The organism is Pseudooceanicola sp. LIPI14-2-Ac024 (assembly GCF_042188925.1).
In the GTDB taxonomy this organism is placed as follows: domain Bacteria; phylum Pseudomonadota; class Alphaproteobacteria; order Rhodobacterales; family Rhodobacteraceae; genus Pseudooceanicola.
The window spans coordinates 3,793,612-3,809,411 of record NZ_CP170102.1 but is presented as its reverse complement, the minus strand read 5'-3'; the positions used below and the strand labels follow the sequence as shown (position 1 = coordinate 3,809,411).

13 protein-coding genes are annotated in these 15,800 nt (G+C 69.4%); 2 read left to right on the top strand and 11 right to left on the bottom strand.

Translation table 11 applies throughout. The features are described 5' to 3' along the window. Positions 1–30 precede the first annotated feature (30 nt). The 4 genes from ACE2AC_RS18760 to ACE2AC_RS18745 all read right to left on the bottom strand — a co-directional run bounded on the left by ACE2AC_RS18760 (position 31) and on the right by ACE2AC_RS18745 (position 3,492). Entirely contained in the window at positions 31–165 is a 135-nt protein-coding gene (locus tag ACE2AC_RS18760; RefSeq protein ID WP_375689149.1) for an aa3-type cytochrome c oxidase subunit IV, read from the bottom strand. Positions 166–264: 99 nt separating this feature from the next. Next, complete coding sequence (locus ACE2AC_RS18755; RefSeq protein ID WP_375689147.1) at positions 265–738, bottom strand: DUF6173 family protein; 474 nt, start codon at positions 736–738, stop codon at positions 265–267. Continuing rightward, positions 735–1,697, bottom strand: coding sequence for an MBL fold metallo-hydrolase (locus tag ACE2AC_RS18750; protein WP_375689145.1), 963 nt, complete (start codon positions 1,695–1,697; stop codon positions 735–737). The genes ACE2AC_RS18755 and ACE2AC_RS18750 overlap by 4 nt, the downstream gene beginning before the upstream one ends. A 79-nt stretch (positions 1,698–1,776) precedes the next feature. After that, on the bottom strand, positions 1,777–3,492 hold the full coding sequence (locus tag ACE2AC_RS18745; protein WP_375689143.1) for an acyl-CoA dehydrogenase: 1,716 nt from the start codon (positions 3,490–3,492) through the stop codon (positions 1,777–1,779). A gap of 135 nt (positions 3,493–3,627) precedes the next feature. On the opposite strand from ACE2AC_RS18745, the gene ACE2AC_RS18740 reads away from it, so the two are divergent. Continuing rightward, entirely contained in the window at positions 3,628–4,578 is a 951-nt protein-coding gene (locus ACE2AC_RS18740; RefSeq protein ID WP_375689141.1) for an L-threonylcarbamoyladenylate synthase, read from the top strand. Between the two features lie 52 nt (positions 4,579–4,630). Here ACE2AC_RS18740 and ACE2AC_RS18735 read toward each other — a convergent pair whose 3' ends face one another. Beyond that, positions 4,631–5,197, bottom strand: coding sequence for a YqgE/AlgH family protein (locus ACE2AC_RS18735; RefSeq protein ID WP_375689139.1), 567 nt, complete (start codon positions 5,195–5,197; stop codon positions 4,631–4,633). A 186-nt stretch (positions 5,198–5,383) separates the two neighbouring features. Here ACE2AC_RS18735 and ACE2AC_RS18730 point away from each other — a divergent pair, with 186 nt between their 5' ends. Beyond that, positions 5,384–6,181, top strand: coding sequence for a protein-disulfide reductase DsbD domain-containing protein (locus ACE2AC_RS18730; protein WP_375689137.1), 798 nt, complete (start codon positions 5,384–5,386; stop codon positions 6,179–6,181). Positions 6,182–6,188: 7 nt separating this feature from the next. On the opposite strand, the gene ACE2AC_RS18725 is transcribed toward ACE2AC_RS18730, so the two are convergent. From ACE2AC_RS18725 to ACE2AC_RS18700, 6 genes are all read right to left on the bottom strand, one after another. After that, a complete protein-coding gene (locus tag ACE2AC_RS18725) occupies positions 6,189–9,587 on the bottom strand; it encodes an efflux RND transporter permease subunit (protein ID WP_375689136.1) in 3,399 nt (1,132 codons plus the stop codon). A gap of 3 nt (positions 9,588–9,590) precedes the next feature. Next, a complete protein-coding gene (locus tag ACE2AC_RS18720; RefSeq protein WP_375689134.1) occupies positions 9,591–11,072 on the bottom strand; it encodes an efflux RND transporter periplasmic adaptor subunit in 1,482 nt (493 codons plus the stop codon). 137 nt (positions 11,073–11,209) lie between these two features. Continuing rightward, positions 11,210–11,752 (bottom strand): molybdenum cofactor biosynthesis protein B, encoded by a 543-nt coding sequence (gene moaB, locus ACE2AC_RS18715; RefSeq protein WP_375689132.1) that lies wholly within the window; start codon positions 11,750–11,752, stop codon positions 11,210–11,212. Then, complete coding sequence (locus ACE2AC_RS18710; protein ID WP_375689130.1) at positions 11,749–12,384, bottom strand: LysE family translocator; 636 nt, start codon at positions 12,382–12,384, stop codon at positions 11,749–11,751. Before ACE2AC_RS18710 ends, moaB begins: the two co-directional genes overlap by 4 nt. Then, the gene (locus ACE2AC_RS18705) at positions 12,381–13,157 is read right to left on the bottom strand and encodes a uracil-DNA glycosylase family protein (RefSeq protein ID WP_375689128.1); all 777 of its coding nucleotides are present in this window, start codon (positions 13,155–13,157) and stop codon (positions 12,381–12,383) included. Before ACE2AC_RS18705 ends, ACE2AC_RS18710 begins: the two co-directional genes overlap by 4 nt. A 147-nt stretch (positions 13,158–13,304) precedes the next feature. Next, positions 13,305–15,599, bottom strand: a complete 2,295-nt coding sequence (locus ACE2AC_RS18700; protein WP_375689126.1) for a xanthine dehydrogenase family protein molybdopterin-binding subunit — start codon at positions 15,597–15,599, stop codon at positions 13,305–13,307. Between the last annotated feature and the right edge of the window lie 201 nt (positions 15,600–15,800).

Genomic DNA, 15,800 nt, shown 5'->3' with positions numbered 1-15,800 from the left:
CCTCGCGTCGGGATCAGGGGGCCGGGGCGATCAGGAGTTGAAGATCGCCAAGAAGATGAGGGTGAAGATGGAAATGCCGGCGACCCAGATGGCGGCCTTGATGAAGCCTTCAAAGGTCTTCTCGTGTTCGGTGATGTCCATCTCGCCGTGCTTGTATTCGGCCATGTCCGTGATCCTCGTCGGTAGTCAGGTCCTGTTCGGACCGTGACTAGCCTATTCGAAGCGCCCTGTCACGATCCCGATGCAGCCAATGCGCGGCTTGCGTCACTCCGCCTCTCCGGCCTCGACCTGCTGCTCGAGATCGGCGGCCAGGCGGAACCCGATGCGCTGCGGTTCGACCGCGTTCTCGGGCTTTGGCAGGGCGCGCAGCATGACGCTCAGCTGGGTGACATGCTGCACCAGCTGGGTCTTCGCGCCCGAGGGATCCGTGCCGTAGAAGGTCACGATGTCGGGGTCGAAGAACCCCATCCCCTCGATCCGCATCACCCCGGCGTCCGAGCCGGTGAAACCGATGGCGACCTCGTGTTCCGCGTCCAGCAGCTTCTCGAAGTTCTGGATGTAGAGGATCAGCCGCTCATAGGCCCATTCCGCCGGGCTCTTGGCCTGCACCGGCTTTTTCGTCAGCGCGTTCGGCCCGCCCGGATCGGCGTTCGGATCGGAATGCGCGTCGTGGCGGCGCGGCATCGCGTCGGCCTCGGCCGCCTCGGCGGTGGTCTTGATCGGGTCGTCGTCGGTCATGCCGGCACCGCCTGCCAGAGGTAGGCCCCGTCCTCGCGCAGGATGCGGGTCGCCTGCCCGGTCCGGTAGAGGTGGCTGAGGTGGGCATAGGCCTCGATCATGGCGAGGTGGAAGGTCCCCTCGTCGATCTTGCGCTTGAAGAGCGGCGGAAAGCACTCCACCGCCGTCTTCGGCTCCGCGATGTGGGTCTGCAGGCGGCGCAGGCCGGAATGGTGGTTGTTGATCAGCTGGCGCATCCGGGTCGGCAGGCCGGTGAAGGGCAGCTTGTGCCCCGGCAGCACGAAATGCTCGTCCCGCGCGTGGGTCGACAGGCGTTCGCAGGCCTCGAGCCAGTCGGCCAGCGGATCGGCCTCGATCTCGGCTGCCTGCACGCCCACGTTGGGCGAGATCGACGGCAGCAGCTGGTCGCCGCCGATCACGAGGTTGTCGTCGCGCGACCAGAGCGTGACATGCTCGGGCGCGTGGCCGCCGCCCATGCGGACGTCCCAGTCCCGCCCGCCGATGCGCACCACGTCACCCTCGACCAGCCGCATGTGGCCGACCGGAATCGGGTGCACGATATCGGCAAAGTTGAAGGGCCGCGCCTTGCGGCGCTCCTCGACCTGCGCGGCAGGCATCCCGGCCTTGGTCCAGTAGGCGACATTGGCGGCGGAATGCTGTTCCTCAACGTCGAGGACCAGCATCCGCGACAGCAGATAGGAGGTGCGCGAGGTCCAGTGTTCCGCCCCCCGCGCCATGAACCAGCCCAGCATCCCGACGTGATCGGGGTGGTGATGCGTGATCAGCACCCGGTTCACAGGCTTGCCCTTCAGCGGACCGGCCAGCAGTGTTTCCCAGATGCCGACCGTCTTCTTGGTGTGGGTGCCGGTGTCGACGATGGTCCAGCCATCGCCATCATCCAGCGCGAAGACGTTCACATGGTTCAGCGCCATCGGCAGCGGGATCCGCAGCCAGAGCACCCCTTCGGCGACCTCGATCGCCTCGTGATGGTCGGGGGTGTCTCGTGCGGGTAGCGGATCGCGGCCGTGGCGCCGTCCATCATGCGGTCATGTCCTCCGGGGTCAGCGCGTACAGGTCGTCGCTGCCCACCATTGCCTGTGCCAGAAGGCCGACGTGGTCCGGCAGCAGCCGGTTCACGTAGAACCGCGCAAGCTTGCGGCGGGGGCCGTCCTCACCCTCTTCCATAGCGGCTTTCAGATGGTAATGACCACCCAGCACCCGTGCGAATGCAGATAGGTAGGGAACGGCGCCGGCAAAGCGCACGTTCATGTCGCCCTGCCCCAGCAGCCACTCGGTCGCCTCGCGCAGGGTCTCGTTTGCCTGCCAAACGGGTTCGGCCAGGTCGTCGAGCGTGCCGCGGGCGGATTCGGCGGTCGCCTCGACCTCGTCCAGAAGGGCAAAGGCTGCGTCGCCACCGTCCATCATCTTGCGCGCGACAAGGTCCATCGCCTGGATGCCGTTGGTGCCCTCGTAGATCGCCGTCACACGGACATCGCGGCTGAACTGCGCGGCACCCGTCTCTTCGATGAAGCCCATGCCGCCGTGCACCTGCACGCCGGTCTCGCTGACCCGCATGCCGGTGTCGGTGCCGAAGGCCTTGGCGATCGGCGTCAGCAGCGCGGCGCGCGCGGCCCATTCCGGTTTCCCGGTCGCCTTCGCCATGTCGAGCGCCACGGCACAGGCCAGCGCGATGGAACGCGAGGCAAAGAGGTCGGCCTTCATCGTCAGCAACATCCGGCGGACGTCGGCGTGGTCGATGATCGTGCCGGTGCCCTCGACCGGGGTCGCGCCCTGCTTGCGGTCGAGCGCATAGGCCAGCGCGTGCTGGTAGGCGCCGTCGGCAGCCCCGATCCCCTGCACCCCGACGCCGAGGCGGGCGTTGTTCATCATGGTGAACATCGCGGCCATGCCCTTATGTTCCTCGCCCACGAGCCAGCCCTTGGCACCCGAGAATTCCATCACACAGGTCGGAGAGCCGTGCAGGCCCATCTTGTGTTCCAGGCTGACGACGCGGAGGCTGTTCGCCTCGCCCAGCGATCCGTCCTCGTTCGGGATGTACTTGGGCACCATGAAGAGGCTGATGCCGCGCGTCCCCGGCGCCCCGTCGGGCAGCCGCGCGAGGACCAGGTGGCAGACGTTGCCGCCGAAATCGTGGTCGCCCCAGGAGATGAAGATCTTCTGCCCGGATACCGCATAGCTGCCGTCGCCGTTGGGTTCCGCCTTGGAGCGCAGCGCGCCCACGTCCGACCCGGCCTGCGGCTCGGTCAGGTTCATCGTGCCGGTCCACTCGCCCGAGATCAGGCGCGGCAGGTAGAGCTCCTTCATCCAGTCCGGCGCGTGCGCCTCGAGCGCCTCGATCTGGCCCTGGCTCAGCAGCGGGTTCAGGCCCAGCGACAGGCAGGCGGCGCTGATCATGTCGTTGAACGCGGTGGTCAGCGTGTGCGGCAAGCCCATGCCGCCGAATTCCGCCGGGGCCGAGATGCCGATCCAGCCGCCTTCCGAGATCGCCTTGAACCCCTCGGCAAATCCCTTGGAGGTCCGCACCACGCCGTTCTCCAGCACCGCGGGGTCAAGATCGCCGCTGCGGTTCAGGGGCGCCAGAACGTCCTGGCAGAGGCGCCCGGCCTCGGTCAAGATCGCCTCGACCGTGTCGGGGGTCGCCTCGCCGAACAGATCGGTGGCCGCGACCTGGTCGAAACCGACGACCTTGTCGAGGATGTAACGGAACTCGGAAACGGGTGCTGCATACGGCATGGAAATCCTCCCCAGGGGAACGGCCACTTGGCATTCCTGCCATGCGGGATTAAGCGTTCGGAGCTGTTCAATAGAGTATTGAGCGCCCCACGACCAGCAACCGAAACGCGGCGTCACGGGCGCCGGTGACCCGAGATGCCTCAGACCCGCCTCCTTGCCCCCGATACCGAGGGGATCGCCGCCGCCGCCGACATCCTGCGCGCGGGCGGCCGCGTCGCGTTGCCGACCGAGACTGTTTATGGCCTTGGCGCCGACGCCCGGAGCGATGCCGCCGTGGCCGGGATCTTTGCCGCCAAGGACCGCCCGGCATTCAATCCGCTGATCGTGCACGTGGCTGACCCGACGATGGCCGAGGCGCTGGTGGTCTTCCCCGATGCCGGGCGTGCCCTCGCACGCGCCTTCTGGCCCGGGCCGATGACCCTGGTCCTGCCGATGCGCCCCGGCGCCGGGATCGCGCCGTTGGTGACGGCCGGGCTCTCCACCCTCGGGGTGCGGGTGCCGACGCATCCAGTGGCCCATGCGCTGCTTACGGCCTTCGGCGGCCCTGTCGCCGCGCCCTCGGCCAACCCTTCGGGCCGGATCAGCCCGACGACCGCGGCGCATGTCATGGCGGGCCTTTTGGGCCGGATCGAGGCGGTTCTGGACGGCGGCGCCAGCCCGGTGGGGCTGGAAAGCACCATCGTCGGTTTCGACACGGAAGGCCGCGCCCGCCTGCTGCGTCCCGGTGGTATCTCGGCCGAAGAGATCGAGGCGGTGCTGGGCGCCCCGCTGCTGGCCCACGCGGCCGAGGACGGGATCACTGCGCCGGGCCAGATGCTGTCGCACTACGCCCCGAGCGGCACGATCCGCCTGAACGCCACCGCCGCCCGCCCCGGCGAGACGCTGGTGGGGTTCGGCACGGTGACAGGGGCGCTGACGCTGAGCGCTGCGGGTGACCTGACAGAAGCGGCCGCACGGCTCTTTGCCATGTTCCACCAGCTCGACGAGATGCGGGCCGAGCGGATCGCCATCGCGCCGATCCCGGATGAGGGCCTTGGCGTCGCGATCAACGACCGCCTGCGCCGCGCCGCCGCGCCGAGGGGATAGGCTAGAATCAGGGAATTGGTGGGGCGGGAACCCCAGCCCCTGCCCTGCCCTCCTACGCCCGCCCGGCAGCCGCGGACAGCGTCGCCGGGCTGATCCCCAGCGTGTTCAGCGCCGCTTCCCACTTGCCGCCGAGGTCGGGGCCAAAGATCAGCTCGGCCGAGGCGTCGCAGGTCAGCCAGGCGTTCAGCCCCAGCTCGGTTTCGAGCTGGCCGGGCCCCCAACCGCAATAGCCGAGCGTCACCAGGGACTTCTCGGGTCCGCGCTCCTCGGCGATATCCTCCATGATGTCCATGGTTGCGGTCATCGCCAGTTCGTCGGTCACGTTCAGGGTCGAGATCGCCGACTGGTACTCCCGCGTGTGCAGGACAAAGCCGCGCTCCTCCTCGACCGGGCCGCCGGAGAGGACCGGCAGATCGGACACCTCCCCCTCGCAGTCGATCGAGAGCTGTTCGAACAGGTTGCCCAGCGTCACGCCGCGGGTCGGGCGGTTGATCATCAGGCCCATGGCGCCTTCGTCGGAATGCGCGCAGAGGAAGATCACGGCCGAGAAAAACCGTGAATCCTGCATGCCCGGCATGGCGATCAGAAGCTTGCCGGTGAGATCGGTGGGGTCTTGCACGGAACGCTCCGGACTGGACGGGTCTGGTCTGCTCTCCGGAAAATGGCCGCAATCGCCGGGCGATGCAAGGTTGGCACCGGCGATCTTGTGCCGCCACGGTCACGTGTCCGCGATGTTGCAGCGACTTCGCCCGAATGTGAGTTGGCAAGAGGCCGCCCGGCAAGACATGGCTAGGGGATGATACGCTTGCGCCCCACCCTTGCCGCCCTCGCCACGCTGGCCCTGACCGCCGGCACCGCCATGGCCAACCCCTATGCCGACAACCTCTCGGTCCGGCTGCTGCCGGGCTGGCGCAACGCGGACGGCACCCATACCGCGGGGCTGGAACTGAAGCTGGCCGAGGGGTGGAAAACCTATTGGCGCAGCCCGGGCGAGGCCGGCGTGCCGCCGGTCTTCACCTGGACCGGGTCCGATAACCTGCGCGACGCGCGGATCGTCTGGCCGCGGCCCGTGGTCTTCGACCAGGCCGGGATGCGTTCGATCGGCTACGAGGATCACGTCGTCCTGCCGCTGATCCTGACGCCTGAGCGGGCCGATGCGCCGATCACCCTGCGGGGCGAGGCGGCCGTCGGCATCTGCGAGGATGTCTGCGTCCCGGTCGAAATGCGGCTGACCGGGGTGCTGGACCCGTCCGAAGGCCGGCGCGACCCCGCGATCGCCGCGGCGCTCGCCTCGCGCCCCTACTCCGCGCGCGAGGGGCAGGTGGCCGGTGTCGACTGCAGCGTCGCACCCGGCCGCTACGGCCTGACGCTGACCGTCAGCATCGCCATGCCCGACATCGGCGGCGACGAGACGGTGGTGGTCGAGACCGGCGATCCGCACCTCTGGGCCGGGGACGCGACCTCGACCCGCCGGGGTGGGCGGCTGACCGGCGAGACCGAGCTGGTGCACAGCTCGGGCGGGGCCTTTGCGCTGAACCGGTCGGGCCTGACCTTCACGGTGCTTGGCCACGACCGCGCGGTCGAGATCAAGGGATGCGACTGAGCCGCGCTCAGGCCGCCGCGCGGCGCCGCATCGCCATCGTGACCGCCGTCGCCGCCCAGGCCAGCACCACTGCCAGCGCCATTCCCGCGACGTAGGCCAGCAGCGCCGCGGCCAGCGGCGGCATCGCCGCCAGCGCCGGTGCGGCGGCCAGCCAGCCGGGCAACGCGCCGGTCCAGACCGTCACGCCCATGGTCGCGGCCAGCCAGCCCAGCATCAGGGCCACGCCTGCCCAGCTCAGCGCCCTGAGGCCGCCGGCGCCCTCTGCCCGCAGCGCCCGGCGAAGCGAGGCCACCCGCCGTCCCACGTCGAGCTGCGCCGCCATCAGCGCCGGCACCACCAGCAGCACCAGCACCATGCCGAAGCCGAGCCCGTAGCAGAGCGTGATCACCGTGGGCTTGAGGAACTGCGCCTGGCTCGAGTTCTCGTAGAGCAGCGGCGCGAGTCCCAGCACGGTCGTCAGCGTGGTCAGCAGCACCGGCCTGAGCCGGTCGGCCGCGCCGTCGATGATCGAGGGGATGAGCCCCCGCTCCTCGGCGTATTCGTCGATGGTGGTGACCAGCACGATGGCATCGTTGATGATGATCCCGGTCATGCCGATCACGCCGACCACGGTGAACATCGACATCGGCACGTCCCAGGCATGGTGGCCGTAGATCGTACCGACCATGCCGAAGGGAATGATCGCCATGATCACCAGCGGCCGGGTCCACGAGGCAAAGACCCAGGCCAGCACCATGTAGATGCCGACCAGCACCAGGATCAGGCCGTTCAGCGCGTCACCCAGAAACGCGTTCTCCTGTTCCGAAAGCCCGCCCATCTGCCAGTCGACCTGGTGTTCGCTGGCGATGCGCGGCAGGATCTCGGTCTCGAGCGCCTGCATGATCTCGGCCGCGCGGGCCGGGTCGTCCTCCGAGATGTCGCCGGTCACCGTCACGGTGCGCAGCCCGTTCTCGCGCCGGACAGTGGAAAAGCCGCTCTGCCGGTCCACGGTGACAAGGTCGGCGAGCGGCACGTAGTCACCCGTGTCCATCCGCATCTGCGTGTTGTCGAGGAAATCGGCGGTCAGCTCGTCCTCGGGCAGTTCGACCCGGATCGTCGCCGAGCGCGGGCCCTCGGGATAGGTCGCCGCCTCGATCCCGTTCAACCGGTGCCGCAGCACCCGGCCGAGCGTGTCGATGGTAAAGCCGAGGGCCCGGCCCTGCGGCGTCAGTTCGAGGATCAGCTCTTCCTTGTCGTAGGAGAGCGAATCCTCGACCGCCGAGACCTCGGGGTATCGCAGCACCGCCGTGGTCAGCGCCTCGGCCGCGGCCTTGAGCGTGGCGGAGTCGGCCCCGTAGAACTGCACGTCGAGCGCGTCGCCCCCCGGACCGTGCCGCCATCCGCGGAACGAAATCTCCTCGACCATCGGGTGGCGGCGCACGGCATCCTGCAGCTCGGCCACCAGCGCGTAGGAGGAATAGGGCCGCAGGTCCGGGTCGATCAGCTCGATCGCGATGGAGCCCAGCTGGTCGGCATCCTTCGTTTCAGCGCTGGCCAGCGCACGGCCCGTGTTGCCGCCGATCTCGGCCATGGCATAAGCGATCGGGTTCAGCCCGTATTCCTTCTCGTAGAGCTTGCCGATCTCCTCGGTCGCGCGCTGCATCTCGCGCATCATCTCGAGCGTGTCCTCGCGCGTCGCGCCCGCCGCCATCGAGAAGTTGCCCGAGACCGAGGGCTGTTCCGGCGAGTTGAAGAAGCGCCACGGCACCTTGCCGGTGATCACGTGGTTCACCTGGAAGGCAAAGATCACCACGACGCCGGCCATCACCGGGTAGCGCATCCAGACCACCCCGGCCATCATCGGCCGGAAGATGGTGGTGCGGAACCAACGGAAGCCGCGGTTCACCAGGCGCGAGGGCATGTCGTACCAATGCGTCTCGTTCGCGTGGCGCAGTGCGTGGCTCATGTGATGCGGCAGGATCAGGAAGCATTCGATCAGCGACGCGACCAGCACCGCGATCACCGTGAAGGGAATGTCCTGGATCATCTCGCCAAAGCGGCCGCCGATGGCCGTGAGGCCGAAGAAGGCGATCACGGTGGTGAGGGTGGCGCAGAACACCGGCATCGCCATGCGCCGCGCCGCCGTCTCGGCCGCGACGACCGGGCTTTCACCGTAGCGCCGGAACCGCGCATCGGCATGTTCGCCGACCACGATGGCGTCGTCGACCACGATCCCCAAAGTGATGATCAGCCCGAAGAGCGAGATCATGTTCAGCGTGAGCCCGCCCAGCTGCATGAAGGCGATCGCCGCCAGCATCGAAACCGGGATGCCGGCCGCCACCCAGAGCGCGGTGCGCGCGTTCAGAAAGAGGAAGAGCAGCACAAGCACCAGCACCAGCCCGACGATCCCGTTGTCGAGCAGGATGTCGAGGCGGCCGGTGATCTCTTCCGCGCGGGTGCGGATCAGGTCGATCGACGTGCCTTCGGGCAGCACCACCTGCATGTCGCGGGCGACATCCTCGACCCTGCGCTGGACCTTGATGGCGTCGCCCTGGTCGGACCGGTCCACCCGGATCGAGATCGCCGGGTTGTCGCCGACGAAATAGCTGTGCCCGCTTCCGATCCCCTCGACGCGGACATCGGCCACGTCGCCGATGGTCAGCTCGGACCCGTCGGCATTCAGCCTGAGCGGGATCGCCGCGATCTGGTCGGCCGACCGCTTCTCGACCCCGGTGCGGACCCTCGCGTTGCCGCCCGCCACGTCGCCCGCCGGGTCGGTGTCGACCTCGGCGGCGATGGCATCGGCGATCTCGGCCATGGTGATGTCATGGGCGATCAACTTGACCGACGGCACCTCGATCACGGTGTTGTTCGCGGTCACCCCCCGGATAGTCGTGCGGGTCACCCCCTCGGCGAACAGGCGCACGACGAACTCGTCGGCAAACCGCCCCAGCTGGTCGAGGCCCACGGGCCCGGTGATCACCACGTCCGTCACGCGGTCGCGCCAGCCGCCCCAGCGGATCGTCGGCTCCTCGGCCTCTTCGGGCAGGTTGGTGACGCCGTCCACCGCAGCCGAGACATCGTCGGCGGCGCGCGCCATGTCCCAGTTCGGCTCGAACTCCAGGTTGATCCGCGCCCGCCCTTCCGAAGACCGGCTGTCGGAACTCGCCACTCCCTCGACCGCCAGCAACACGGGTTCCAGCAGCTGCACGATGGAGGCGTCGATGTCGTCGGCCCCGGCGCCATCCCAGGTGACCGCGACGGTGATCTCGTCTGAAATCACGTCGGGAAAGAACTGCGCCCGCATCCGCGGCACGGCGGCAATGCCGATCACGATCAGCGCCAGCAGAAGAAGGTTCGCGGCGGTGGCGTGGCGGGTGAAGTAGGACAGGATCCCGCCCGCGGCCTTCGGCACCTCGCGCGTCATCGATCAGCCCCCCATCCGGGATTCGAGCCGTTCGATGATGTGGGCCGGAACCTCGGGCTGGTCGAGCTGGGCGAGGATGCGGGTCTTCATGTCGGCGGGCATCCGGGTCGAGGCCTCGACAAAGGCGCGGATGCGCTCGCGCCGCTCGGGCGTCAGTTGCACCATCGCCGGCACCTCGGGCAGCGCCGGGCGGCGTGCGCCGTCCGCGGTGCCCGTCTCGGGCCCGGCGCGGCGCACCTTGATCCCCGCCCCCAGGAGCGGTGAGCGTTCGCGCACGATCTCGCGCCCTGCGATCCCCTCGCCGCGCACCAGCACGTCGTCGCCCTGCCGCCGCTCCAGCGTGACCGGCAGCACCTCGAGCCGGTCGTCTGCGGTGATCGCCAGTACCGTGCCGCTCGCATCGTAGGCGGTGGCGGGCAGGCGGACGACGTTGTCGATCTTGGGCTCGCGCGTGGTCACGGTGACGAAATCGCCCGGGATGAAGCCGCGCGGCTGGTCGAGGCGGGCATAGACCAGGCGGCCCACCTGCCCCTCGCCAACCGCCGCGCTGTCGCGGCTGATCTCCCCGCTCGAGGTCAGGCCAAGCCCCTGCACATCGAGCGTCGCCGTCACCGGGGCGCGGCGCAGCCGTCCGTTTTCGTCAAGCAGCCGTGCATATTGCGCCGTGGACAGGCGGAACGCCACTTCGAGCGCGTTCGGATCTATCAGCGACCCCAGCTGTTCGTTGGCCGCGACCAGCCCGCCCTCGAGTGCCGTCACGTCCGCCAGCGTGCCCGCGAACCCCGCGCGGACCACCGTGTCGTCGAGATCGCGCTGCGCCTCGTCCCGGGCAAGCTGCGCACGGGACAAAGCGGAAGCCGCCTGGTCGACACGCGCCTCGGCACTGGCCTCGGCCGAACGGGCCGACAGGACCGCCTGCCGTGCGGACGAGGCGGCCAGTTCCGCCGTCTCGACCAGCGCGGCGGTGCCGACGCCGCGATCCTGCAGGTCGCTCTGCCGCTGGAAGGCGCGTTCACGCAGTTCGGCCTGCTCCTCGGCCGCGGCCAGCGTGTCGCGGGCGATGTCGCGCGCCCGGGCGGCATCGCGTTCCTCGGCCTCGGCATCGCGCAGGTCGGTTTCGGCCCGCGCCAGCGCGGCCTCGGCGTTCACCGGGTCGATGCGCAGCAGAACCTCGCCCTGGATCACCTGCCCGCCGGTCTCGAAATTCTCGCTCATCTCGACGATGCGTCCCGCGGCCGAGGCGCGCAGGTCCAGCGTCCGGCGGCTCTGCACCTCGCCGAAGGCCTGCAGCTCGGGCGCGATGGTGCCCGGCTCGGCCACCACGGCATTGACGACAAAGACCCTTTCCCGCGCCGGGGGTATGCCCGGCTCCTGGCTCAGCCGCTCCTGCACCGCACCCACGACGAGGACGCCGGCATAGACCAGCAAGCCGAGGGTGAGCGAGACGAGGAACAGCCCCGCGAGGCTGTGGCGCAGGAAACGCATGAGGTGGTCTTCTCCCACTGTGGACCGGATGCCCGAAGGCGTAAATTATGCCATGGTTTCCGACACATCCAAGCCACAACCGCGTGACGGGACCGCTCGGCGAACCGGCCTCTTCCGGGATGATACGCCGAAGCGGGCTATTTCCGTCGCAAATGTTCGTCGAGCCGGGGAAGGATCTCGACGAAATTGCAGGGGCTGTGGCGGTAATCGAGTTGCGGCGCCAGGATCTCGTCCCAGGCGTCCTTGCACGCCCCGGTGCTGCCCGGCAGGGCGAAGAGGTAGGTGCCGCCCGCGACGCCGCCCGTCGCCCGGCTCTGGACCGCGCTGGTGCCGATCTTCTGCATCGAGACGATGGTGAAGACCGTGCCGAAGGCCTCGATCTCCTTCTCGTAGACGTCGCGGTGCGCCTCGACGGTCACGTCGCGCCCCGTAAGGCCGGTGCCGCCGGTGGTCAGGATCACGTCGATGTCGGGATTAGCCACCCATTCGCGCAGCCTGGCCGCAATCATCGCCCGGTCGTCGCGCAGGATGCCTCGGGCCGCCAGCGTGTGCCCCGCCCCCTCGATCCGGGCGACCAGCGTGTCGCCCGACCGGTCATCGTCAGGCCCGCGGGTGTCCGACACGGTCAGCACCGCGATCCGGACCGGGATGAACTCCTTGCTCTCGTCGATCGCCATCACGCCCGTTCCGCCAGCGCGAGCCGGAGGGCCAACGCACCGAAGATGCCCGCGCTGATCCGGCCCAGCCATTTCGACATGCCATCCGAGGCCGCCATCCGCTGGCCCACCCGGGCCGAGAACGCTCCCGCCAGCCCGTTGATCACAAAGCCGCCGAGCGACAGCATCAGGGCGAACGTCAGGAACTGCGCCAGCACCTGCCCGCGCGACGGGTCGACGAACTGCGGCACGAAGGCCAGCACGAAGAAGATCACCTTCGGATTCGTCAGGTTGACGAGGAATCCGTCGCGGAAGGCACGCGCGGAACTGCGCGGCGGCGCCACGTCCGCGGGCCCGGGTGCACGCGCACGGAGCGATGTCACCGCGAGCCACAGCAGGTAGGCGACGCCGACCCAGCGGATCACGTCGAAGAGGCCCGGATGCGCCGCCACCAGCGCCCCGAGGCCGAGGCCGGCCAGCAGGCCGTGCACGAAGGCTCCGCAGGCGATGCCGCCGCTGGCCGCCCAGGCTGCGCGCGGGCCGCGCCGCATCCCCTGCCCGATGCAGAACAGCATGTCGGCCCCCGGCGTCAGGTTCAGCGCCAGGCCGGCGGGCAGGAAAGCGAGGAGGACGATGGGATCGACGGGAAGGGTCATGACAGGCGTGCCTTGAGCGACAGGAGGTCCGCCCAGGCCTCGCGCTTGGCCTGCGGCTGGCGCAGCAGGTAGGCGGGATGGGTCATCGGCAGCGCCGGTCGGCCATAGGCCTCGGCCCAGGTCCCGCGCAGCTTGAGGATGCCGCGCTGGCCCAGCCCCGCCTGGCACGAGATGTTGCCCATCAGCACGACAAAGTCGGGGTTCACGAGGTCGACGTGCCGCTGGACGAAGGGCAGCATCATCGCGATCTCGGTCGCCTCGGGGTCGCGGTTCTGCGGCGGGCGCCAAGGCAGGACGTTGGTGATGTAGACCGCCTGTTCGCGGGCCTCGGCCGTGCGGTCCAGCCCGATCGCCGCCAGCATCCGGTCGAGGAGCTGACCGGCGCGGCCGACGAAGGGTTTGCCGATCCGGTCCTCGTCACGCCCCGGCGCCTCGCCGATGATCATCACGCGCGCGGAGGCATGGCCGTCCGAGAAGACGAGGTTGCGCGCCCCGCGCTTCAGCTCGCAATGGTCATAGGCCGCCATCGCCGCCTCGAGCTCGGTCAGGTTGCCCGCGCCCTGCGCGGCGGCGCGCGCCACCTCGACCGCGTCGATCTCGGGCGCGCGGGGGACGGGCGCCGGTGCGGCAGCGGCGCCGGGGGCCGGTCGGGCCTGCGACTTCGGCAGCTCGAACCGGTCGATGGGCGCGTCTAGGATGGCCTCGGTGGCGCCAAGCTCCACCTGCCATTCCAGAACCGCCTTCGCGTAGTACCAGTCCATCCCCGAATCCATGCCGCCACCCTAGCCCCGCGCCGGACGGCAGGAAAGCGGGGGCATGACGGCAACGGACAGCCTGCGTCCCATGGCGCGGAATGGCCGCCGAAACCTGCGGGGGCGTGATGCCCCCGGCAGGGTCGGACGCGTGCACCGAAACGGGGGTCAGTCCCGGGCGGCCTGCAGCGCCTCCCAGACGCGACCGGGCGTGGCGGGCATGTCGAAGCTGGCCACACCGGCCTGGGCCAGCGCGTCGCACACCGCGGACATGCCGGCAGCAAGCCCGCCGACCGATCCGGCCTCGCCCACGCCCTTGACGCCAAGCGGGTTCTTCTCGGTCGGCACGTTAGCGAAGGCAGTGCCGAGCCAGGGCATGTCGGCGGCGCGCGGCATGGCATAGTCCATGAAGCTGCCGGTCAGCAGCTGGCCGTCGCCGGGGGTGTAGCGCATTTCCTCGAGGAAGATCTGGCCAAGCGCCTGCGCGACGCCGCCCTGCACCTGCCCCTCGGCCATCTGCGGCTGGATCACGCGGCCGATGTCTTCGACCCCCATGTAGCGGTCGATCTTCACGTGCCCGGTCTCGGGGTCGACCTCGACCTCGCAGGTGTGGCAGCCGTTGGGAAAGGTCGGCCCGTCGGTGTGGAATTCGCCCCGGCCCAGCAGCGGCGTGCCACGGTCGGCGGCGGTCCGCGCGATCTCGGTCAGCTCCACCTCGCGGTCGGTGCCGACGATACGGAAGGTCCCGGCCTCGTACTCAATGTCGGCGGCATCGGCTTCGAGCGTGTCGGACGCGATGTCCTTCGCCTGGGCCAGCACCTTGGTCACGGCGTCACGCAGGGCCGAGCCCACCTTGATCGTCGCACCCGACCCGCCCATGCCGCCACCGCGCTCCATCCGGTCGGTATCGCCCTGGAAGTACCCGATCCGGTCGACCGGCAGTTCGAGCCCTTCGGCGGCGAGGTCCGAGAGCAGCGTTTCCAGCCCCTGCCCGGCCGAGAATCCGCCGCCGCCCAGCGTCACCGTGCCGTCGGCGTTGATCGACACGTCGGCGAAGTCCCGGCCCGGCTGGCCCCAGAGCCCGCCCGCCGTCTCGATGCAGAGGGCGAGGCCGAAGCCACGCAGCTTGCCCTCGGCCTCGGATTTCGCCTTGCGGGCGGCGTAGCCGTCAAAGTCGGACTGCGCGAGGCCCGCGTCGAGGACCTGGGCAAAGTCGCCGCAGTCGTAGTCGAAGATGAAGGGCGATTTCCACGGCATGGCCGAGACAGGGATCAGGTTCTTCCGCCGCAGCTCGATCCGGTCCATGCCCAGGTCCCGCGCCGCGATGTCGAGCGCCATCTCGATGGCATAGGTCGCCTCGGGCCGGCCGGCACCGCGGTAGGGTGCGACCGGGACGGTATGGGTCAGCCAAGCCTCGACCCGGCCGGCGATCAGCGGGGTGCGGTAGACGCCCGCGACACCGCCAAAGTTGATCACCGGCGGCAGCGAGCGGCCCGAGGCATAGGCGCCGATGTTGAGCTTCATCGTCACGCCCTGCGCCAGGATCGTGCCGTCGGTGTCGAGGCCCAGCTCGACCTCGATCTCGCTGTCGCGCCCGGCCTCGTCGGTCAGGAAATCCTCGCCCCGGTCGGCCCGCCAGCGGACCCCGCGGCCGAGGTGCTTGGCGGCCCAGAAGGTCAGCGTCTCTTCGCGCAGCGGCCCGGACTTCATGCCGAAGGCGCCGCCGACATCGCCCGCGACACACCGGATCTTCTCTGCGTCCATGTTCATGGCCTGCGCCAGCGTCGCCCGCATCGCCACCGGGTTCTGGTGACTGGCGTAAAGCGCAAGGCGGTCGCCCTCGGGCCGGGCCATGGCGGTGCGCGGCTCCATCGCGACGGCGGTCACGCGGCTCACCGGGACCGAGGCGTGGATCACGTGCGGCGCGGCCTCGATCGCGGCGCGCACCGCCGCCCAGTCGCCGCGTTCCCATTCGGCCGCAAGGTTGCCGGGGCGGTCGTCATGCACCAGCGGCGCGCCCTCCTCGGTCGCCTCGTCCACCGTCGTCACGGCTTCGAGGTCCTCCAGTTCGACCTCGATCGCCTCGATCGCGTCCAGCGCCTGAGCACGGGTCTCGGCCACCACCATGGCCAGGGGTTCACCGACGTAGCGCACGCGGTCGGTGACCAGCAGCGGGCGCGGCGTGGCGGTCCAGTCGCGGTCGCCCGGGCCCTTCAGCTTGATCGGCACCTGCACCGGGCCGATTCCGTCCCCCGCGATGTCGTCAGCCGTCAGCACCGCGACAACGCCGGGCATCCCGGCCGCGTCCGCAGTGTCGAGCGAGACGAGCCGCGCCGAGGCGACGTTCGACCGCAGGAAACAGGCGATGAGCGCGCCCGGCTCGGCCAGGTCGTCGGCATAGCGGCCCTTGCCGGTAATCAGGCGGCGGTCCTCGATCCGGCCCTTGCGGATGGTGTCGGTCATGGCTGTCTCCTGCACGCGCGCGGGGCCCGGCGGGGCCCTCGGACCGATGGTTAACCGCACTTGCCGAAAGGTCAAATAGATCGCATGGATGAGAACGGCACTTACCTGCCGGGCGGCAAATAGAATCTTGACTCGGCAGTAACCGCGGTTCTTAATTCCTACATGCGGTATCGAATTCCGCAAATTCAGTGCGCAACCGAG